Source organism: Brevibacillus borstelensis (assembly GCF_003710865.1).
Lineage (GTDB): Bacteria > Bacillota > Bacilli > Brevibacillales > Brevibacillaceae > Brevibacillus > Brevibacillus borstelensis.
Genome location: NZ_RHHO01000038.1, coordinates 1 through 21897, shown reverse-complemented (window position 1 = coordinate 21897; position 21897 = coordinate 1). Strand labels below are relative to the sequence as shown.

At 50.1% G+C, this 21897-nt stretch carries 19 protein-coding genes and 1 pseudogene; 3 read left to right on the top strand and 17 right to left on the bottom strand.

Annotated features, from left to right (window positions below; all coding sequences use genetic code 11):
* Window position 1 precedes the first annotated feature (1 nt).
* A pseudogene (locus EDM54_RS18585) lies at window positions 2-364 on the bottom strand (RidA family protein); the annotation flags it as partial.
* 262 nt (window positions 365-626) lie between these two features.
* On the opposite strand from EDM54_RS18585, the gene EDM54_RS18580 reads away from it, so the two are divergent.
* On the top strand, window positions 627-1874 hold the full coding sequence (locus tag EDM54_RS18580) for an MFS transporter (protein ID WP_255320275.1): 1248 nt from the start codon (window positions 627-629) through the stop codon (window positions 1872-1874).
* Between the two features lie 125 nt (window positions 1875-1999).
* Here the strand turns inward: EDM54_RS18580 and EDM54_RS18575 are convergent, their stop codons facing one another.
* The 12 genes from EDM54_RS18575 to EDM54_RS18520 form a co-directional block, all read right to left on the bottom strand.
* A complete protein-coding gene (locus EDM54_RS18575; RefSeq protein ID WP_024983492.1) occupies window positions 2000-2770 on the bottom strand; it encodes an IclR family transcriptional regulator in 771 nt (256 codons plus the stop codon).
* A gap of 195 nt (window positions 2771-2965) precedes the next feature.
* On the bottom strand, window positions 2966-3604 hold the full coding sequence (locus tag EDM54_RS18570) for an aspartate/glutamate racemase family protein (RefSeq protein ID WP_122958617.1): 639 nt from the start codon (window positions 3602-3604) through the stop codon (window positions 2966-2968).
* Complete coding sequence (locus EDM54_RS18565; protein WP_122958616.1) at window positions 3601-4554, bottom strand: aminopeptidase; 954 nt, start codon at window positions 4552-4554, stop codon at window positions 3601-3603. The genes EDM54_RS18570 and EDM54_RS18565 overlap by 4 nt, the downstream gene beginning before the upstream one ends.
* A 14-nt stretch (window positions 4555-4568) precedes the next feature.
* A complete protein-coding gene (locus EDM54_RS18560) occupies window positions 4569-5246 on the bottom strand; it encodes an AroM family protein (protein WP_031932178.1) in 678 nt (225 codons plus the stop codon).
* Window positions 5243-6199: a DUF1177 domain-containing protein gene (locus tag EDM54_RS18555; RefSeq protein WP_122958615.1), complete on the bottom strand. Its 957-nt coding sequence runs from the start codon at window positions 6197-6199 to the stop codon at window positions 5243-5245. Before EDM54_RS18555 ends, EDM54_RS18560 begins: the two co-directional genes overlap by 4 nt.
* Window positions 6200-6215: 16 nt before the next feature.
* Entirely contained in the window at window positions 6216-7277 is a 1062-nt protein-coding gene (locus tag EDM54_RS18550) for an S-methyl thiohydantoin desulfurase family protein (protein ID WP_122958614.1), read from the bottom strand.
* A 20-nt stretch (window positions 7278-7297) separates the two neighbouring features.
* Window positions 7298-8896 (bottom strand): OPT/YSL family transporter, encoded by a 1599-nt coding sequence (locus EDM54_RS18545; RefSeq protein WP_122958613.1) that lies wholly within the window; start codon window positions 8894-8896, stop codon window positions 7298-7300.
* Between the two features lie 244 nt (window positions 8897-9140).
* The gene (locus tag EDM54_RS18540) at window positions 9141-9563 is read right to left on the bottom strand and encodes a cupredoxin domain-containing protein (protein WP_003388162.1); all 423 of its coding nucleotides are present in this window, start codon (window positions 9561-9563) and stop codon (window positions 9141-9143) included.
* 63 nt (window positions 9564-9626) lie between these two features.
* Window positions 9627-9827, bottom strand: a complete 201-nt coding sequence (locus EDM54_RS18535) for a twin-arginine translocase TatA/TatE family subunit (RefSeq protein WP_003388163.1) — start codon at window positions 9825-9827, stop codon at window positions 9627-9629.
* A gap of 16 nt (window positions 9828-9843) precedes the next feature.
* Window positions 9844-10584 (bottom strand): twin-arginine translocase subunit TatC, encoded by a 741-nt coding sequence (gene tatC / locus EDM54_RS18530; RefSeq protein WP_024983499.1) that lies wholly within the window; start codon window positions 10582-10584, stop codon window positions 9844-9846.
* 39 nt (window positions 10585-10623) lie between these two features.
* Window positions 10624-12345, bottom strand: coding sequence for a GMC family oxidoreductase (locus EDM54_RS18525; protein WP_024983500.1), 1722 nt, complete (start codon window positions 12343-12345; stop codon window positions 10624-10626).
* A 22-nt stretch (window positions 12346-12367) separates the two neighbouring features.
* Complete coding sequence (locus tag EDM54_RS18520; RefSeq protein ID WP_024983501.1) at window positions 12368-13114, bottom strand: gluconate 2-dehydrogenase subunit 3 family protein; 747 nt, start codon at window positions 13112-13114, stop codon at window positions 12368-12370.
* Window positions 13115-13499: 385 nt separating this feature from the next.
* Between EDM54_RS18520 and EDM54_RS18515 the strand changes: the two genes are divergently transcribed.
* Entirely contained in the window at window positions 13500-13919 is a 420-nt protein-coding gene (locus EDM54_RS18515; RefSeq protein ID WP_003388168.1) for a MarR family winged helix-turn-helix transcriptional regulator, read from the top strand.
* A gap of 195 nt (window positions 13920-14114) precedes the next feature.
* Here EDM54_RS18515 and EDM54_RS18510 read toward each other — a convergent pair whose 3' ends face one another.
* The 3 genes from EDM54_RS18510 to EDM54_RS18500 all read right to left on the bottom strand — a co-directional run bounded on the left by EDM54_RS18510 (window position 14115) and on the right by EDM54_RS18500 (window position 18435).
* Window positions 14115-16268 (bottom strand): M56 family metallopeptidase, encoded by a 2154-nt coding sequence (locus EDM54_RS18510; RefSeq protein WP_122958612.1) that lies wholly within the window; start codon window positions 16266-16268, stop codon window positions 14115-14117.
* Between the two features lie 45 nt (window positions 16269-16313).
* Complete coding sequence (locus EDM54_RS18505; protein WP_003388170.1) at window positions 16314-16697, bottom strand: BlaI/MecI/CopY family transcriptional regulator; 384 nt, start codon at window positions 16695-16697, stop codon at window positions 16314-16316.
* A 313-nt stretch (window positions 16698-17010) separates the two neighbouring features.
* Complete coding sequence (locus EDM54_RS18500) at window positions 17011-18435, bottom strand: SpoVR family protein (protein WP_003388171.1); 1425 nt, start codon at window positions 18433-18435, stop codon at window positions 17011-17013.
* Window positions 18436-18683: 248 nt separating this feature from the next.
* Between EDM54_RS18500 and EDM54_RS18495 the strand changes: the two genes are divergently transcribed.
* Complete coding sequence (locus EDM54_RS18495; RefSeq protein ID WP_024983510.1) at window positions 18684-19679, top strand: hypothetical protein; 996 nt, start codon at window positions 18684-18686, stop codon at window positions 19677-19679.
* A 312-nt stretch (window positions 19680-19991) separates the two neighbouring features.
* On the opposite strand, the gene EDM54_RS18490 is transcribed toward EDM54_RS18495, so the two are convergent.
* Window positions 19992-21185, bottom strand: coding sequence for a hypothetical protein (locus tag EDM54_RS18490; RefSeq protein WP_024983511.1), 1194 nt, complete (start codon window positions 21183-21185; stop codon window positions 19992-19994).
* Between the last annotated feature and the right edge of the window lie 712 nt (window positions 21186-21897).

The window sequence follows — 21897 nt, the reverse complement described above, 5'->3', positions numbered from 1 at the left end:
TTCATTTATTTGCGTTGACTGCAAACACAAATTCGATTTCCACCGGTGTATTCCCGGGCAGCTCAGCGACACCGACTGCAGAGCGCGCATGCCGTCCTTTTTCTCCAAAAATGGCTTGCAGCAGCTCTGAAGCGGCATCCAATACTTTGGGCTGCTGCGAAAAGCCGGGAGCGGACTGAACAAACCCGGTCACTTTCAATACCTGCTCCACTTTATCCAGACTGCCGAGCTCGGCTTCCAGACAGCTCAATCCTTTTAATACACAGATTTCCGCCAGTTCGCGGGCTTGCTCAATCGTGACCTCTGCCCCAACCTTTCCTGTATAAGGGAGCTCCCCGTTTACCCGCGGCACCTGGCCGCTAACGTAGGCAAAAGCTTCCTGAAACTGCCCATTTCATTTTCCCCTCGCAAAATCTTTGCACGATCTTCATCAATCCTTAACGGTATAGCTGCTACAATTCTTCCATGGGAGGCGGATTTTTGCATCAAAAGCAGCAAACTGTAAATTTTGCACATTTTACAGTTTGACCCAGTTGCCTTTCCATGCCCCGATTTTATATAATGGGTCTTATTTTCTGCGAGCAGGAAGGATGCTGATTCCTGTCCCGTGGCGTTTTTGAAAGAAATTGAGCAACAGAGAGAGAGGAGAGAACCATCGAATGAAAGAACAGAGCATCCAAAAAGCGCCACTCGTCATCTTGATGGTCAACATGTTCATTGCTATGCTTGGAATTGGCTTAATCATTCCGGTTTTGCCAAAATTCATGCTGGAATTCGGGGCCAGCGGTACGGCCTTGGGCTATCTGGTCGCCGCATTTGGCTTGACCCAATTCATCTGTTCACCGATCGCCGGGGAGTTTTCCGACAAGTACGGCCGAAAGCGGATGATCGTCATTGGGCTGGCCGCGTTTGCACTGTCCCAGCTCATCTTTGCCCTCGCTGATCAGATGTGGCTGTTGTACCTGTCAAGGTTGATCGGGGGAATGGGCGCTGCGTTCATGATCCCTTCCATGATGGCTTACGTCGCCGATATTACGAGTGTGGAAGCAAGAGGAAAAGGGATGGGGCTCCTCGGAGCATCCATGTCGCTCGGGTTTGTGATCGGGCCGGGGATCGGCGGGTTTTTGGCCGAGTACGGCTTGCGTGTTCCGTTTTATGTGTCTGCCGCTGTCGCCTGTTTTGCGACCTTGGCTTCCTTCGTGTTTTTGCGTGAAACCTTGTCAATGGAAGACCAGTTGGCAGCCCGCAGCTCAGAGAAAAAGCGGGAGAACATTTTCAAGCAGTTTGCCTATTCGTTTAAAGCTCCTTATCTGGTGCTCCTGGTGCTGGTCTTTACCCTTACGTTTGGCCTGGCCAACTTTGAGGCGATTTTCGGGCTGTTCGTCGATCAGAAATACGGGTATACGCCAAAGGATATTTCCATTTTGATTACAGTCGGGGCTTTGATCGGCGTTGTCATTCAATCGCTTCTGATCGACAAGCTGCTCCGCCGCTTCGGCGAAAAACGGCTGATCAATCTCAGCTTTTTTGTTTCCGCAGTGACTATGGTGCTGATGCTGCTGTCTGGAAACTTCTGGTACGTGATGCTGGTGTGCCTCATCTTCTTTACTTTCACATCGATCCTCCGTCCCGCGATCAATACGCTGCTCTCCAAAATGGCAGGCAAGGAGCAGGGCTTCGTCGCAGGGATGAACAACGCCTACATGAGCCTGGGGAATATCGTCGGTCCTTCTCTGGCCGGTATCCTGTTCGATGTGCACATCAATCTTCCGTACCTGTTCGGAGCCTTCATGCTGCTGTTCAGCCTGTTTTTGTCCGTCTCATGGAATCGCCGCACTAAAGACAAACACATAACCCCTGCTATCCAGGAATAATCAGCAGGGAACGCAAAAGGGACGCGTGCCTTCTATTCGCCGAGAAGCGGATAAAGAGCATGCGTCCCTTTCCTTTTACAATTGCAGGTGATTTCTTTCCTTGAAGCAATTGCGGGTAACTCGCCTTATTGAAACAATTGATGAACTTCTATTTGACTCAGGTAATCCTGAATTTCTTTCCCTCTTTTTTCGAGCATATGGAGCGCTTCCTGTACCTTTTCTTCGGGCATGCGGTAGCTGGGACCCGCGATGGACAGGGAGGCGACGATTTCCCGATCTTTGTTGAACAGCGGGATGCTGATGCCAAATGTGTCCTCGAAATACTCTCCCCTGGAATAACACCATCCCTGCTTTTTGATGTTGTCCAAATCATCGATCAGTTTGTTCGGATCGACGATTGTATTGTCTGTATAGGGAGACAAGCCTTGTTCGATCACTTCCGCCCGCTTTTCTTCCGGGAGATAGGCCATCAGCACCTTGCTGGAAGCTCCGACATACAAAGGGGCTCGATTCCCCACTGTCAGCTCGTATTTTACCTTTTGCGGGCTCTCCACGATCTCGATGTCAACCGCTTCGATTCCCTCCAATATCGTCAAAATAACCGACTCGCCGGTATCTTCGCACAGCCGGTGCATGATCGGCCGAATCGCGTCAATGAGCTTCAGCCGTTTCTGGACAAGCTGTCCGTACTCCCAAAATTTGATGCCCAGGACATATTTTTTTGTCACCTGATTTTGCGCCAAAAAACCGTGCTTTTCATAGGTGGCCAGAACCCGATGAACAATCGAATGGCTCACATTCAGCTCTTTCGCCAGCTCGCGGACACCCCAGGCAGGGGTTTCATCGGTGAAAAATTTTAAAATTTCCAAAGCGTTATCTAGTGTTTTCAAGCTCATACCGGTATCACAGCCTCACTTCCCTTATACAATGTCGATTATAGTATAAGAGTCCTGATATTGCCATTCGCTTCCATATATATTTCCAGAAACGGAAGATTCGTGCTGAGTGCTGCCCGCTCGCTGACCTTGAGCGACTATAGGCCAGACATCTCTTGTGACCATATCATCTGATGCTGTGACCGCCCAAAATTGTCAACTGTTTTTGACGATATACCAGGCGAGAAGCCCTTCTGCCTCCACTGGATCGATGACGGTCACGCCAAACTCCCTGCGAATGATCGGTGCCAGGCCGATGGTTGAATACCCGGTGCACGCAAACGCGATCGTCTTTGCCCCGTTTTTCACCATCGTCCGTACAGCGTTCAGCGCTGCTTCCCGACCGTGGGGCGCCATGACCTCTGCGGAATTGGTCACCCCTGGCGGAGATATATGCCAAGCGAGCTGCCTGCCTAAAATCCGCTTCATGACCCGGGGCGGTTCGGCAGCGATATCGAGCAAACCGACTGGCTCGCCGTATCCTTTGGCAAGGAGTGCCGCCGCACTGCCCGCCCCGATCACGGGCACCCTCACCTGCTGACGCAGCGCATCGATTCCCGGATCATCCGCACAGCTGATCACCAAAACCCGGCAGCCTGATGCGGCCAGCCTTTGACCCAGTGCGACGATTTTCGGGACTGCTTGCCGCTCCGTCACCTCGTCGCAAATGCCGTACGGCTGATCGGGAATGCATGCGGATACGGTTTGGACACCGTACTTGCTCTCGATCAGCTTGCCGTGCTCATTCAGAATGTCCGCATCGTCAGTCGTGATTACCCGGATGATACCGATCATGGCTGGATGGTCACCCTCCCTTTGGAAAGGATTTTCGCTTCGTCGATGAACACGTCCGGCTCGTGGACGACCAGATCGATATGGACACCTGCTGAAATCGTGCCGCCAAACGTCCGGTTGCTGCCGAAGGCTACGTGAATCGTGCCGTATACCTTTTCATCCTCGAGCACATTTCCGGTGATGCGCGCCTTGTCATTGGTGCCGATGCCGAACTCCCCGAGCAGCCTGCCGTCTCCCTCTCCCAGCATGTCCAGTAGCTGATCGGCATCAGGGCCTTCCAAATCGATGATCCGTCCCTTGTCAACGGATACGAGCAGAGGACCGCTCACCTTGCCGATACCGGCAATCGAGCCGTCTACGACGATTTTTCCCGATGCCGTTCCCTCGACAGGTGCGATGTACGATTCCCCGGAAGGCAGATTGCCCGACTCGCCGGGATTGCGGTACACGCCCGTACTGGAAATCCCGTCTCTGCCCGCGATGGAAAAGCTGAGCGAGTGACCGTCCTTCTCGATCCGTACGGTGTGGCCAGTTGTCAGGACCCGTGTCACCTGCTCCGTCAGCACCTGTACCTGACCGTAGTCCGCCGTGATCGCTCCTACAAGAAACATGTCGGCTGTAATCCCCGGCATCGTCGCGATACGGGCGCCGCTCGCGGCTGCACGTTTTCTCGCTTCGGTATGGGTGAGGGAATACTCCGTCACACAAACGACGACGTCCGCTCCCCGCATCGCCTCCGCAATCGGTGCCGGCGGCTCTTCCCCGTCCTTTTCCCGCTCCTTCATCACCATCAGGAGCGATTCTGCTCCGATCGCAAGACCTGCCTTCTGAATCGCCTCCGCGAGCTCCTTTTTCTCCAGGTCAGCGACGACCAGGAGCGTATCCTCCTGCTTGAGCGCCAGACTTGTCACCAGTATGCTTTTGCTGACTTCGACCAATTGCGTGTCCATATCCCGATACCCTCCTAGTACAGTTCCGATACGATTTTGGCAAGCAAGGCGTTTGACAGGATGACAGGCAGGTTCGCATAGGCCTCTACGACCGCCTTGGACGCTTCTACATAGCCCATGCAGTCCATCAGGATCGCGTCCACATTTTGATCAGCCAGCTCTTTTGCGGCGCGGATCAGTTCCGTCTCCCCCTCCGCATATGGAGAAGCCGCTGCGTAGACGGCATCCACAAGGCTCCCCCATTCGTCTTCGAGCGCATCCTGCTGTTCCAGCAGAGGAACGATCACACCGAGTCTCTTGTTTTTCAGCATCGCGGACAAGGTCGAGCGCAGGATGACATCGGGCTCGATCAACAAGGCGTTGTTTGCGGCAAGCCCCTCGAATGTCCCGGTGCACAGGACGACAATCGGATTGCACCCGGCTTCCTCCAGCTCATGCAGTTTTCGCTGGAGTACAGGCGCGATCTTTTCCCGGGACATTACCACAGACTCTCCGGTCACGAGCTTGCTGGTCAAGACGTAGTCACCCTTTTCCGGTGAAAAGGCCGCTTCCGCCTCCGCTTTGGTCATGCTGTCGAGTACGCCTGCTTGCATGATTTCCGCCCGGCCTCCGACGTATTTTTGGAAAATGGGGCCGACATCCATCCGCGGCGCTTGTCCGATCGTGACGAGCCCCAGCTTTTTCATCGTCATGACGATTCTCCCGGCGTCTCTTGGCTGCCCATCGTCTGGAATACCGCCAGCGAGCCGTACAGGCTGACGAGGCGGTCGTACTCCGTCTGATCATAGAAGCTGCAAGTGCCAGCCGTAAACTCCTTGGCTACCTCGATGGCGAACCGGGCGGTGGCTGCGATGTCTACTTCGTGGCTGGCCCCTGTGCCGCAGCCGGATACGGCAGATTGTGCCGTGATGGCGACTCCGACCACGGGAGCCTTTGTCGCGACAGCCGGCTGCATGATGCTGTTGAAATGATACACGCCGTTTCCGTACGGCGTTATGTCCTGGAGCGTGATCGGGAAGGTGGCCGGAAGCTGTCCCGACGTCATTTCCATGATCCGCAGCAAATCCTCGCTGACGCGCAAAATGTACCCTTCCTTCACTGTCGGGGAGAGCGCAAAGCCTTTGATATTGATCAGCCTGTTTCCTTTGGACGTGTCGATGGACAATATCGCGTCCATCTCCGGACATACCTGGTAGCGGTTCATCGTCGGATCATCGACAGGGGAGTCCATGAAATCAACGGGATCATGCGGCTGGGTAGGCGCATCCGGACAGATGTGCGTCGTCACCAGCACATCTCCTTTCTGCCTGTCGCCGTTTCTCGCCATCTCCGCCAGCTTCAAGCCGCTGGCGACCGCTGCCACCGCGCCATCCGCATCCGATACCATGCCGATCCGGCTCGGACGGGCCCCGATCCCGCCGAGCTGCCCGATGATGCCGAGTGTCGGAGCCGAGCCTCCCCGGGATTTTCCCTCTGTCCCGGGAATCAGGATTTTCACGAAATCCGTTTTGCCTTTGTCTCCTTGCACCGTATCTACTGCAACCTGAACATCGCTGTAAGGAGAGAACAGTTCCTTGATCTTCTCCCCGGAAGCGTATAGACTGTCCATCACCTCATAGACAATGAGTGTCTGTTTCAATGCCATGCCTTACCATCTCCTTTCAGGAAAACACGTACGAAATGACCTGTTTTCCAATCGCTTCTTCCACAGGTTCAAACAGTTTGCGGTTTCGCATCGTCGAGCTGAGCAGCAGCTGCTCCTTTGGCACCGCGATGACCGCCGCTTTTTGACCATTTGCCATTTTGGCAGATTCCAGCGGGCGTCCGCTTTCTGCATCAAAGGCCATGATCAGATCGGGGAACGTGGCCAGCCGCTCGCCATTTGACTCAAGTGTCATGTACTCGTTCCAAAAGGTAAGCTCCAGACTGCCAATGTCGGCCCGGCCCACATCAAATCCGCCTGTCGTATTCAACGAAAAATTCGAAACAGTCCCGACCTCGATGATTCTGCCCTGCAGGAGCTCGGTCACTGCTTCAATCGCCTTTTCTCCCGTGTGGGCCAGCATCGTCTCGCCGATGCGGATCGCCTGCTGGATCGCTCCCGGACAGCCGTTTTGCTTCACATAGGACACCTGTACGGGATTGCGGGCTACGGCGACCATGCCTCCCGCATCTACAGATGCCCGGCGCACCATTTGCGCCATGTTCTCCAGGGAACCGGACGCGCACAGCTCGATGTACCGGCTGCCCAATCCGCCTGCTGCCGTCTGCGTAGAGACGTAGCCTTCCAGCTCCGTCATATTCATCGAGCCCATGCTCCCTGTCGGATGCGCTCTGCCGTTGCACGGCGCGTCCAAAACGGGCAGTCCGGTAACAGCCGACTGAAACCAGCCATTGACTGTGGTGCTCGCTCCGTTTTCGTTCGTGATCAGCCCGGAGATCGGACGGCCCAGCTTGTCCAGCAGCAGCTGCAGGGCCCGGATATAGTGCATCGGCTTGACGTACTGCTCGGCTGCGGCAGGTGCCCCCACCGCAGAAACCGTCACCACCCACTCGTCATCTAGCAGTTCATCTATCGTAATCAGCTTCGGCTCGCCTACCTCCAGGGCCAGTCTGCCGAGCTGGATGCCTTCTTCGATCGGGCCTCCGCCTCCGCCTCCGAGGACAGCGCCGCCCCAGACAGCAGCCTCCATTTTGCGTTCATCCAGCGTAATCGTTTCCATCTGCCTTCTCCTTCCTTCCTCTATTTTTTCATCGAAAAGACGGAGCTGAAGAAGCTGTACAAAGCATCGCCCGCGATAAATCCGGCTGCCATGATATTCATCGAGGAATCCGCCTCTTGGCCTTTCCATTTCAGGATAACGACGCGAATCAAGAGACCTGCGAGAACCGCCCAGCCCGCCTCGGGATACGTAAGCAGCAAACCCGTCGCAAACAAAATCCCCATCTGCCGCTTGGGCCCGCCGAGGAATTGCAGGATCGCGCCCGGAATCGCCCAGAGGAACAGCTCACCTGCCACATCGCCAGAGACCCCGGCGTTAATCGTCGCTACGTATACGGTATCGACAGGCGGAACGAGGTTTTGCGAAAACAGGCTGTGAAAGCTGAAAAGGACGACGAGGACAGCTACGCCGAAAGCGATCATCCCGGCTGTCATTTGCTGTCTTCTGCCCTCTTTCTCAAACTCGGGATCAGCGCCGTTGCCGCGCAAAATATAACCGGCCTTCAGGTCGTAGCCCATGTCTGCAAAAGCGGGACCCGTAGCTGCACTAAAGCCGACGAGCAGTGCCAGCGCGACAGGCGGAAATCCGATCAGCATGCCGAGGATCAAGGTGATCAGCGCCACCGCAAAAGCCGGAAACCAGCCGGAGTGCATCGCGGAAATGCCGACGATCAATTCGTGCAAATAAGCGGCGAAAGCAGCGAAAATAATGAACAATAGGAACATTCCGAACGACATATGCGTCAACAATCCGCCAATGATTGCCAAAATGACCGAAATCGCCATGTACAGCAAAAGCCCTGTCAAAAGCGTGCGCGAGGTTTCCTTTTCCCCTTTGGTCACCTGCAGCGCTTGCTCCGCCTCTGCGCCTGAACCTTGCTGCGGAGACTTTTTCCTGAAGATGACGAAGCTTACCTGGATCAGGGCGACAATTCCCGCTCCGATCATGAATCCATGCGGTATATACGAATCCTTCAAATCCATTCCAAGCAATGTCCCGGAATAGCCCTTGAGCAAAAGACCGATCCCGAACATCGCCAGTGCCCAGATGTTTCCGATGAAGGCGACACCGAATGCAGACATCGGCACTCCCAGGATGGAGCCGACTACACCGCCGGCAATCCCCACACCGAGCAATCCGGCACGTTTGCCGCCTTTGTCGCCGGCAATGATCGACTCCGCTGTGGCGCGTCCGTCCGGCCAGGTGCCCGAAGCGGGAAAGACCTTCGTATCAAACAGCCTGTACAACAGAAAGGCGTCAACGAACATCGCCAGCGCCGCACCGATCAGCATCGGCATGATCAGCTCCGGCTTCCCGAATACATATGGAATCCCGATCGGAATGAGCAGGCTGTTCGCAGCCCCGAATGTCGCCGACGAGATGGCGGTCTGAACGATATTTTGCCGATGGACAGAGCGCATCTTGCGAAGAAAGGTAAGCGGTACCCTCGCGATCAGCATGGCCAAGAGCGCCCCGATAATGGCTGTATTGGCTGTAATGCCCAAAGTCACGATCAACTGCATCCCGATCGCCGCCCCGAGAATCGCCGTGACGATCGTCAGGATCAGCGTGACAGGCTCTAACGCTCTGGGATGCTTCTTTTGTTCCCCATTGTTCATGTTGCCCTTCGCCCCTTTTGTCTCCATATTCGGACCATAGGTCCTTATTTTAATAGCATATGTGCAATTATACAAATCCGCCTTTTTTTATTCAATAATCAATTTTCGTTATTTTGGACTTTTGCAAATATTTTTGCGTCTGTTTGCGAACAGGCTGCGACAGAAAAACGACAAAAAACCCAAGCTGATCCGACTTCTCGGACGTCCGCTTGGGTTTTTCACGAAACTATGTTGAAAGATGGGCTTATTCTTCGACGATCAATTTTCCTGTCATCGTATCATGGCCGGCACCGCACATAACAGAGCAGTTGAATGTAAACTCGCCCGCTTTGTCAGCAGTAAACTCGGCGCTTCCGTCACCTTTGAGGTCTACGTTGAAATCAGGAATGGCTACACCGTGCATGCCTTCTGTATTGGTCAGCGTCAGCTTGATTTTATCGCCTTTTTTCACATGAATTTCTTTTTGGTCAAATTCGAAGTTTGTCGCGGAAAGCTTGATCTCTTTTACGCCGTCTGCGGATTGAGCCGCACCTGCGTCAGCAGTAGCTGTGCTTGCTGCGTTATTGCTTGCAGCGCTGCCTTGGTCGGATTGGCTGTTTCCGCAGCCTGCCAGCGCAAGAGCTACAGCAGAAGCGAGGATCAGAGAAGTGAGTGCTTTTTTGTTCATTGTAATTACCTCCATTGCATCTGATAGATTGATTTATGTTGATATGGCCTGAGCGGCCATGTGTTACTTGGATTCAGGCTGCTGCTGGTTTTCGGTCTTGCCTTCGGTGGTGATGTCATCGACCACGCCTTTGGTCGACGAGCGGAATTCGCGCAGGGTATCCCCAAGCGCCCGTCCTAATTGCGGCAGCTTGGATGGCCCGAATACAACCAGGGCAATGACCAGAATAATGATTAATCCAGGGATGCCAATACTGTTGAACATCGATCATACCTCCTTTTTATGACTTTGACCCAGATACGAGCAAACCGCTTGATCTGCGATGATACCACCCTGAGATGAGGACGCTTAGCTCGAATAACAAAATGAGCGGAATCGTGACCGACAAATGCGAGACAAAATCAGGCGGAGAAATCATCGAGCCTACGATGGCAAGTCCCAGATAGACATATTTGCGAACGGCTTTCAGTTGGGCGGGAGTAATCAGCCCGATCCTCGTCAGGAACAGCACGACTGCCGGCATTTCAAACGCGACCGACAACGGAAAAATGACGTTGAACATAAAGGCGAAGTAGCGGTCAATCCCGTACGTTTCCACCGCTCCGATGCTTTTGTTCACCGACGAGAGGAACGACACCATCATTGGAAACGCGACGAAATAGCTGAACGCCATCCCGCACAAAAACAGAAAGCACGACAGCGGCACAAACCAGATCGTCTTCCGCGCCTCGTCATCGGACAAGCCTGGCCTGACGAACGCCCAGGCCTGGTAGAGCCCGAGCGGAAGCGTCAGCAGGATCGCCACCAGAAAGCCGCATTTCATATAGATAAACATGCCGTCCGTGAACGAAAATACGTTCCAGACTACATCGGCAGCCACCGGTTGCGCTTTGATAAACAGCAAAATGTCAGGGGACATGTACAAGCCGATGCACAGTGACAGAAAGAAGCCGACAATGACCACAATCAATCTCTTTCGCAGCTCAGCCAGATGACCAACAAATTCTTGTTTGTTTTCCATACACACCCCCAAATGAAAGGCAACGGGCAGCATTTCAGACTAGACGAGGGAGCCGCCTTGCTTGATGTACTTCAAAATGCCTTCGGCTGCTCTGTAGGATAGGGCCCCTACCGTAGCTGTCGGGTTGTATCCGCCGTTGTGAGCGAATGCGGAAGCCCCTACGACAAACACGTTCTCCGCATCCCACATCTGCAGGTAGGAGTTTACCGCGGAAGTCGACGGATCAGCCCCCATGATGACACCGCCCGTATTGTGCGTGGACTGATATGGGGTGATGTTGTACGATTTCATTTCTTTGGAGACTTCCATTTTGGTCGGATTCATTTCTTTCATGATCTCTCCGGCCCGCTCAGCCAGATACTTGTTCAATTCCCGGTCCTGATCCTCCCAGTCAAAGGTGATCCGCAAAAGCGGAGTTCCGTACGCATCCTTATAGGTAGGATCGAGGTCGAGGTAGTGGTGCTGCCACGGGAGGCTTGCCCCTTGGGAAGCCAGCGTAAGCGTCGAGTTCGCATACTTGAGCGACTGTTGTTTAAAATCCTTGCCCCAGGAAGGCGTGCCCTTTGGAACCGGATTGGTGGCAATCGGCCTTGCGCCAGTCTGGGTAAAGCGAATACCGGCCCCGTGCAGGAAGTTCAAGTTGCTGTGGTCAAAGTTGTCGCCGTTGAAATCGCTGATCTCCGCGCCGAGCGCACCCGCCCCCATGAACGTGTTGAACTCTTTGTCGTCGAAGAAGCCGACCGCTTTCCCGCTGTTTACCTGGTATGCGTAGTTCTTTCCGATCACGCCTTTTCCGGATGCCGGATCGTACGGTTTGCCCAGCTTGGATGTGAGCAGCAGACGGACGTTGTTCAGCACGTAGCTGGTCATGACCACGAGATCGGCAGGCTGCTCGATTTCTTCACCGGTAATGGTGTTGACGTAAACCACGCCGGTTGCCTTTTTCCCGTCATGCAGGATTTTGGTCACATTGGAATGCGTGCGCAAATCCAGGTTTCCTGTTTTCTCGGCGACTGGAATGACGGTTACGACCGGGTCGGCTTTGGCGCCGTACTCGCAGCCGAAGCGCTCGCAGAACGCACAGTACTGGCAAGCGGCACGCTCGATGCCGTCCGGATTTTTGTACATCTCGGACAGGTTGGCCGAAGGAATGATGTACGGGTGATAATTCAGCTTTTTCGCAGCGTCCATGAACATCTTCATGCCAGGCGTGACCTTCATCGGAGGAGTCGGGAACGGGTTGGAGCGTTTTCCGACCATCGGGTTTTGCTCGGCTTCACCCGAGATCCCCGCCATTTTTTCATACTTGTCGAAATAGGGCTCCAGCTCGTCGTAGGTAATGCCCCAGTCCTGAATCGTCATTCCTTTTGGAATCTTTTTCTCGCCGTAGCGTTCGATCGTTTTGGAGCGAATCTCGAAATCGTAAGGCAGAAAGCGTCCGTACTGCCCATTCCAGTGAGATCCTGCACCGCCGAGACCGTCGCCCAAAAGGAAAGATCCGTACGTGCGCATCGGGAGCGCGCGCATTTTTTCGTTATTGCGGAAGGTGACGGTCTCCTTGGAGAGGTCCTGCATCATCTCATAGCGCAGCGCGTAACGGAGCTCGTCATGAGCCATGTAGTAATCGCTGGTGCTTCTGCCTTTTCCGCGTTCCAATCCAACAACCTTCACGCCGGCTTTCGTCAGTTCCGAAGCGATAATGCCGCCTGCCCAGCCCATACCGACGATCACAACGGGAACCTTTGGTAGCTTCTTGCTCATTTATGTCATCCCTTCCTGGTTATCAGTGGCCCATGTGGTCATGAAGACTTTTAGGCTCAATCTTCATAAATTCGTCCTTCTCGATATCTTTGGCGAAACTCATCTGGTTGCCAGGATAATTGCGCATTTTCCAGCCCTGCATGTCCTTGTTGCCGCCGTACATCGGATCGGCGTAAACGCCCTCGATCGTCATGCTGCGCAGAAGGCTAAAAAACCCTGTGGTCGAAGTTCCCGCAAGCTGATACTCCTTGCCTGCCTCAAAAACCTTCAAGGTCTCGTCTTGCTCTGCTTCGGTCAAATCAGTGAAGCGTTTGTTGTATTTCTTTTTGCTGTAGTCAGCCAGCCCTTGCAGCCCCAATGTGAAAATCTCCGCGCGTTTCAGGGAGGTTTGCATTCCTTGGGTCGGTTCTCCCGGGTAGAACGGACCGGTCATGTAATCTTTCGCATTGATTCCCCATGGACTGGCCAACTGGTGGTCGATGTAGAAGGCTACGCCCAGCTCTTTTGCCCCGGGGCCGTGCTCGTCCTGCGGAAAAATGCGCTCGCAAGCCGCTTCCGTCAATTGGAATTGCTCCTGATTGAAAAACATCAGCGCCTGGTTGTAGTTGACCGATTTCTCGACAACCTTCTCTACTTCCGCTTTCTTGCTTCCGAACAACGAACCACCCAGTACGCCTCCAACCACCAGCCCCCCGAGGGCGATCCCGGAATTCTTGAGGAATTCGCGCCGCGAGCTACTTTTGGGCTGTTTTGAGTTTGTATCTGCCACAGTAGTTCCTCCTTGATGTGTAAAATTAACTAGATAATTATTACCTAGTTCATGATAGTTTCAAAGAAAAATATCTGTCAAACGTTTAGGTGTTATTGTAATTTTCCAATAAAACAAACTTGGAAATCCCTACGCTGTCCAAAATGAAATTTCCATACAATTTTCACAAAAGATACATTTACTTAAAGCCGTTCTGCAAGTAGGATGAATAGTAGTTGCATTTACTTAGGTAAACATTTGAAAACGGATTCATCGCGCCGCTGAGCAGTCCGTTTTTTGGAAATCATAAACAGATGGAAGCAAAAAAATTGTTACCAACCTCTTGGTGTTCCGTCTATGAAAGAAAAGGATCATCTGCCAAAAAGCACCTTTAGGAGGATAGCCATTGAACTACATATATGGACACAAAATAAACCAGGCGGCTAGGAAATTTACCAAAAAATTGAATGAAAAGCTGTCTACCCAAGGGTTGTACAGCTCACAGTGGGGAATTATCTGGTGTTTGCATCAGCGAGGCTCCTTGACCCAGGTCGATATCAGCAATTATTTAAACGTGGAAGCCCCCACAATTACCAGATCACTGACCCGGCTGGAGGAGCTGGGATGGGTGATTCGCGAGGAAGGCGAGGATAAACGGGCACGCAAAGTTTCCCTGACTCCGCAGGCGAAAGAGATGCTCGCCACCTGGCAGAAAACCTCTGACGATCTGGAAATTATCGCCCTGCAAAATATCAAGGAAGAGGATTTGATCGTCTTTGACCGCGTCTTGCAGCAAATGATGAAAAATCTCGATTCGCTCTCTTGATCGTTTCAACATCGGTTACACGCTATCTGGCCAAAAAGCGCCGCTCCGATCCGGAGGGCGCTTCTTTGCGTTTTTCGGCGCTGACTGGGCAGCTCCTTATCGACAAATCTTCCAAAAACGTTTTTACGCTATAGAGAAACAACATATCGGTTAAAAAGGGAATTGCACAAAAGATCTGCACAATTCCCTTTAGACTTATTTCCATTGGCTGGCATCTACCGGTTTTGCTTTGATCAACTCAGCGACAATTTCTTGTTGCTGCGGAAGATCTTCCTGGAAGGTTACCTGGTAGCCGAGATCGTTCTCTACCCAAAAATAACTGACATTGTCAACTTCATCCGGCGAGCTCAACCTTCCATCTATTTTATATTTTTCTGTGCGGAATACTTTTTTCCCCTCTATTTGCAAAGGAGTCGTCTTCAAGCCAATTTTTTCGCCATTAATAATTTCGTGAAAATAGGTGCCCGTCTTCTGAATCTCTTCATACGTGCTCGTGTCTTTTTCCTGATCAAAATAGAAGCTGTTTTTCCATTTTCCAGGTTTGTTGGTTCTTGCAAACTCCACGAAGAAGCCCATTGATGTGCGGTCCGTATCTCGATAGTACGCCCAAGCTCCAGATGCTTCAAAGATTTCAAGAAATTGCATGGGAAGCTTCGGAGTAAATCCGAGCAACTCCTGCGCATAGCGCAAGTCTTCTGTGTCATAGACGTTTGTTTTGAACTGACCCTTCTGATTTTCATATTGCTTCAACATGTCTTGGTCAGGGAATTTCATCGAGGAAATCACTTTCAACATTTCTTCATCAGAAACATCAAACTCTCTGAGCTTATATTGAAGGCCTTGGTCCTCCCAAAAATAGGCGGTCAGCGAGTCCGATACCCGTGTCAGCTTTAGAATGTCCATTCCATTCAGCTTCAGCGTTTCTTTCTTGATATCCAGGGATTGCTGATTTTCCAACAAGGCATCATCATGCTCGGCTCCACTAGGAAGAATCACCATATCATATAAGTAGTGGCTCTTTCCTTCATATTTGTTAAAACCAATATCCACTTTGGACAGCTTTTGATCATCCAGATACAAGGTAACATAGGCCAAGCTTAACTCCGGCAAGTCCGGCACCTTGAACGGTGTGGGCGATACCTTTACCGCCTTTTCCAAGCTGCCGTAGCTCCGATGAGAAGAATCGAACAGAAGGCGCTCTTTTCCCGTTTCCGCAATGGTTGCCGGGCTGCTTGCCGGAGCAGGTGCAGGCGCGGCGGCGTTGGTTAATGTCGCTACACCGAGACCGGCTACACAGACAACCGCCAGAGCCGACAATTTATACGTTCCCTTTTTATATGCTTTGATCATGGTAATTCTCCTTGTCATTTCGCTTTTGTTGGTCGTACCCCAAAAATACAGCAGTTGGGGCTGAGCGGATTTGGACGCAAACCGCTTCAAACATTCAATCATCGTCAAGCCATAAGGAGTCGCTGCTTGTTCTCCGAGAACCTCCAGAACGCAGGCATCGCAGGCGATCTCCCTGGCCGCTTTCATTCTTTTTACACAGATCCACACGAGCGGATTCATCCAGTGAATCGCCAGGACAAAGCTGCTGAGCGTATTCCACCACATGTCTTTTCTTTTGCAGTGGGCCAGCTCGTGTGACAAAATATGTAGTAGCTGGGAGGGGGCCAACTCTTTCACGACCGCTTCCGGGACGAAGATCCACGGATGAATCAATCCGGCGATAAACGGGCTTTTTGCATAGTCCCCTGTGTACAGCGGGATTGGCTTCTTTATACCGAATTTCCTTTGACATTCATCCATGACAGACAAGATCTGCGGGTCTGTTACAGGCGTGAGCGTTTTGCGTCGATTTCTCAACCGGAACAGGCAGGCAAACAAATAGCCTATGAACACAATGGCCCCGGCAAACCAGATCGCCGATACGACTTGTACTCCCAGCGGATAGCCAACCTGCGAGAATTGACGTGCTTGCGTTTCATCCTGCAGCGCGATCGCTACAGGCTGCACATGATTTTTTTCAAGAGCCGTGCTATGATTGTTTTGTGGTATTTTATTCTCTTCGCTGTTTCGAGAAATGTCATGGGACAGGCTGCTGCCTTCCACATGAATCATCGAAACGGCATTTTTTATCGTTGCGGCAACATTAAATATGCTTGCCGGGCTGCTTGGCAAATCAGGCAAAAGCAGTCTGACCAACACGAGCAGCCACAGCGCATGCTGAAGGCGGGGACTCAGACGATGCCGAAACAATTTTTGAATGGCCATCACCAGCAGGACCACTGCGCTCGCCGCTAGTGTGGAATCGAAAAACCATAAAAAAACGTCGCATAGGATCTCCATGTGTTTGTACCTCAACGATGGCCTCCGGCATTTCGCCTTCTGTCGCTATCGTTTTTCTCCCTTTTTTTCCTCAAGTATCTTCTGCAACTGCTCAATCTCCTTCTCGGACCAATCGCCCTCTTCCAAAAAGTTGGTCACCATCAGCTTTGCCGCTCCGCCAAACACTCTGTTTACAAACGATTTGCTTTCCGCTTTGACGCATTCTTTTTCGGTAACCGCCGGGTAGTACAGATAGCTTCTACCCGCCTTCTCGAATCCGATCGCCTTTTTTTTCACTAGCCTGTTCAGAAAGGTGCGAACCGTCTGATCGCTCCATTCGATTTCGGCCGGCAGTTGAGCTGCGATTTGCTCCGCGGTGAGCGGACTTTGCTTCCAAATCACCTTCATGATTTCCCACTCGGATTCGGATATTCTCGGAATGTTGGTCATATGCTTCACCTCCTATCGATTGGAAACTATTATTTACAAATGTAAATATAACAGCCGACTTCAAGTTTTACAAGCGTAAATTCATTTTGTTCAGGTCAGCAGCATCATGAAACAAGCTTGCGCAACAAAAAGCGGAGATGGCGTTCGAGGTGCTTCTCTTTAAACGAAAAAGCAGTAGCTGCGGCTTGAGCAGAACAATGGGATGGCAGTGCGGCTGATGTCCATTCTGTCTGGAACAAAAAAAGGGGCTGATCGCCCCGTCTGCACTTTTTGCTTTCCCGTGAAAAAATGTTCTTGTGATCTTCCCGTACTCTTACAAAAACCGCCGATGCACCTTTTTCCCGTCATACGTAAACTGTACAGGCCGATCCTCGATCACCGTTTCAAGATGGACATTTTTCCCCCACATGCGATAAATGTAAGGAATCGTCTTCTCCACGTATTTGACATCCAGCTCCAGTCCTTCAAAATGGTGCTTCAGGTACAGCTCGCCAGCCCGCAGGTAGTCGCCGTCGTGGACCATGACATACGGGAAGCCGCCATTGACGCGGGTAACGGCGAGACCATCCCGGACATCCTCCCATGCCTTGTCGGTCACGACCCACTCGTTCCCCTGCTTGCCAAACATGTACAGATCGAGCTTGCCGACCAAATCCTTGGTCAAGTAGTTGCGGATAAAGCTGATGTCAGACTCCAGCTCGCGGACTTCAAAAATTTTGGCGCGTCCCTGCCCCGGCTTCCGTCCGAAACGCTCCTGCTCCTCCTTGGTCGGATTGTCCCAGCGGCGTTCAATGTCTTCGAAAATTTTCAACCCCAAATGATACGGATTAATGCTCGTCGGCGAAGGCTGAATGACAGAGGAATGCAGCTTGGCAAATTCAATCGTCTCCGCTTCGGTCAGGTCCATTTCGCGCAAAATCCGCATGTGCCAGTAGGAGGCCCAGCCTTCGTTCATAATCTTCGTCTCCAACTGCGGCCAGAAATAGAGCATCTCATCCCGGACGATCGTCAGGACATCACGCTGCCAATCGTCGAGAATCTGGCTATGCTCCATAAGAAAGAGCAGCAGGTCTTTCTCCGGTTCTGGCGGAAATTTGCGCGCCGGCTTCTCCGGCTCCGTCTTCTCTTCTGCACGGTCCAGCCGCCACAAATCGTCGTATGGGGTGCTGCGCTCCGCTTTGGCTGCCGGTTTATTCCCCGCCTCCTCTACCTCCCGCTTCCATCTCAGCTTGGGACGCAAGAGGCTCGGGTCGATGTGCTCCTGAACGGCCAGGCAAGCATCGAGCAAGGATTCGACCGCTTCCTTGCCGTGCTCGATTTCGTATTGGCGGATGCGCTCCGAGCTCGCTGCCATGCTCTCGACCATGTCCCGGTTGGTGTTGGAGAAGCGGGCGTTGTTTTTGAAAAAGTCGCAATGCGCCAGGACGTGGGCGACGATCAGCTTGTTTTGGATCAGGGTGTTGCCGTCAAGAAGAAAGGCGTAGCACGGATTGGAGTTGATCACCAGCTCGTAAATTTTGCTCAGGTTGAGGTCGTACTGCAGCTTCATTTTGTAAAAGGACTTTCCAAAGCTCCAGTGCGAGAAACGGGTCGGCATCCCGTACGCGCCGAACGTGTAAATGATGTCCGCCGGGCAAATTTCGTACCGCATCGGGTAAAAATCAAGGCCGAAGCCTTTGGCAATCTCCGTAATTTCGTCTATGGCACGCTCAAGTTCTTTGCGCTCTTCATTGGTCATTGTTGTCCCCCCAAGTCTTTCCGTCCTTATCTTATGTATATGGGGAGTGCTTGGGATTAGATGAGGGTTGCTGAGCAATTTTTGTGTGGGTAATTCGTTCGTTGTTTTACGAAAAGAATAGGCTTCGAAATTATTATTTAGAGTTGTAGTTGCTTTTTCGTTGTCATTTTTTCCTTGCTAGTTGAAGCGACAGGAAAGACCGGTCCTAACAGTCGTTTTTAAACCTTTAAAACTAGGGGGAAAATTAAATGGCGATGCGAAATTTGCTAGTATATATCGGCAGGCAGTATGATCCCATTCGTGCAAGAGACCTTGATAAACTCGAGGGTACCGGCTTGAATGCGATTACTTTAGAAGTGGGATTAGGAAGTGACAAGTTTAGGTACGATGATACCAGACATAATAACAGTATCGTTGATTTCTGCATTAACGGAGTAGAATCATTTTTCCGGGAATATGCAAAATCCGATTTTCAGCCTTGGGTGTGGGTCGGTCTACCTCATTATGAGGCCACACATGGGACGATCAACTATGAAAGGCATCTGTACAAGTACTACAGAAATTATATTGATGGTGTACGAGAAAGTCTTGAATCAATTGGTCGTTGGGAAGACGTTAGGGGTTTTTATTACTCGATGGAAACTGTACATCCAGTTTATGAAAAAATTAGTGAAACTTCACCAACGTCCAATTCTAGCGTCAGATTAATGAATGACATATCGTACTATATTCGCGATTTAGATGACCATTATGGAAATGAGTTTATGTGGTGCCCTTACTATGGATTTAATGAAAACAAACTAAAGATTATTCATAATCTGGGTGTTGTCGCTAATAGAACCAATATTTTCGACTACATCTTGATCCAGCCTTCCTACTACTTCCAACCATCAGAAAAGGAAAACGTGAATGCTGTTCTAGATTCAGTTACAAATGAATATTTGGATCAAGATGGCGAAATTGTTGATCTGGATGGTGATCCTGTAGCTGGTGGAAGAAAAGCTAATGCTACCGCAGATATTGGAGTCGTAATGGAGATTAACGATAAATATTTTTCTAACAGCGCATACGCTGAACGTTACGATTATTGTGAACGACGTTTCAGTAGACTCCTCCACCCTGACTCGCGTACACCTATTACTTTTTATGCAGGTCAACTTTCAAGTGTTCTCTCTGAAAAATCAAACGGCGATAGTCTAATAAAAAAAATAAAAGATTTCTATGATAAAAGAAAAGATTGGTAAAACGTTGTTGGATAATAATCTCTAATCCACTATTTAAGATACCGCCTCCAAATATTTGGCGAAAACGAAGACATTCGTGGCTTATATATGGTATCTAATAATATCTCGAAAACATCTCATAAAACCAAGTAGCTTAAATCTAACAAGGTTTCATCCCCTTAGCGGAATATCTTCCCTTGACACAATATAGTCACAGACGCTAATTAAAGCGGCTTGCGACTAATGTTCGGGAGAGAACCATCCTTCGGGGATGAAACCTTTTATTAAATCTACGTAGGTACAAAGTACAGTTATTATTTTATACACAGTCTTTTATTTTTTAGGGATACTGAACAACGTTCCGGTTGGATCTTGGACGTTCTCAAAAAAATAAATGCTAGTAGATTGGGGTTCTTTTTTAGGAATAGCATAATATTCTTCGTCCCAATATGTCCAAAATATCTCTTCCTTCATCGGAAGGCCTGTTTTTCGATCAACGTAAGCGAATATCGTGGTAGTGCCTTTTGGTTCAGTATCTACTTGCTTGTACACTTGTGTCATCTTCCTGTTATAATTTACAGTTCCTACAAATTCCCATTCCCTCCCGCCTTGATTTTGAAACAAAGATAGTCCTGCAGGAATAAAATTCCCTGGCTTCCTCTCCGTATTTACAGTAACTTCTCCTCCTTCCTTTCTCTTATGAAAAAACTTCGTTCCTTGTTTATTTACGATCCATTGCTGACTTACACCCTCTTTGAATGAAAAGTCATAATTAAAAAATTCATACCGCTCATCGCCATTTTGTGGATGTTGCCAGCTTTTTGAAAAGGAAATAATATTTGAACTTTTTGTTATCTGTGTCACATGTTTGATAATTTGTTTATGCTTTTGGGGATCCGGAATCGTGAATAAGGCACCTGCTGGATCGTCTACCTTTTCAAAAAAGAACGCCTCCGCAATCAGCGGTTTTTTTAAGTCTCTACCCTTGTAATACTCTTTAACAACAGGCAAGCCGGTCGTTTGTTTCAAATAAACAATTTCCGTATAAGAGGCCACTGGGTCCCGTACTTCTCTTATCATTTTTTCCACCCGTTCCCCGTCGATTTGTACAGTACCAGCCGAAGTCCAATCCGTTGTCCGATAGGCATCTGTCGTGGATTGGAACAAAGTTTTGCCCGGAGATATTGTTGTATAATACGGTCCCGTTCCGGTATCCTCAGTAACTTTATCCTGTTTTTTACTAATCCTATAAATCTGTTTCCCTTGCTCTTTTACGATTGTCCGTCCCATCCCAATTTCTTCACTGTCAGCAAAGGAATATTCGAATTCGTCATGGCGCTCATTCTTACTTTGTGTATGATACCAACTTTCTCTAACGAGTATTTTCTCAGGACTTTTTACCAATGTTACCATATGCTCAATAACAGGTTCAGGATGTTCTGAAGCAAAGCTGCACGAACTGTCAGTCACACTCCACATGAGTAAGACGAGAATGCTCAGACACCCTACAATTCGCTTGAAGCTCATGTTCCTCCTCCTTTTTCCTCTATAGGTAATTACCTCCTTAATTATTAAACGCAAAATGAATCAATAAGTTGCTTTTTTACAATTATTTTTTTCTACAAATTCCCATCCTACTAACTAATACTTAGATTTCATCCCATCGTCCTCCTGAAAAAGTATCACTTCCACCTCCTTTATAATGAAATATACAGAATAACCCCTGGTAATATCCGCCATCCGTCCACGATCAGCAAACTAAACGACCCTTTCAAAATACATTCCTAGGAACATGCTGGGTATGTTCATACATACGTTCAATCATGATAATTCGCCTCCCTTTTTTACCTCATGTTAGACACTTATCAATAATTTATTTGTCGAATTACGTTATGTAAGCATTCGTGATTTTTACAAATTTCGACATCTAATATAAATTAATAAAAAATAACCTATGTTTTCCTAGGAATAAGGTTGCAATTTAAACAATTGGATTTCCTTGTTAATAGATAGTCTTAGACTAGGGCTATATTCCTCCCCCTTGGCCATTTCCACATTTCCATCAGCTTATTTTAAAAGGTAAGAAGGTGAGACTGTTGAGAGATGAAATCATAAAAAAAGAATGTCGAAATTTTTTAAAACGTGTCGCTTGGCGCTTGCAATATTCTGCTAAAAGAAATGTATACCGCCACACTCGCATGATAGATGAAATATATGGTGTGAACGGCACTGTTAAAAT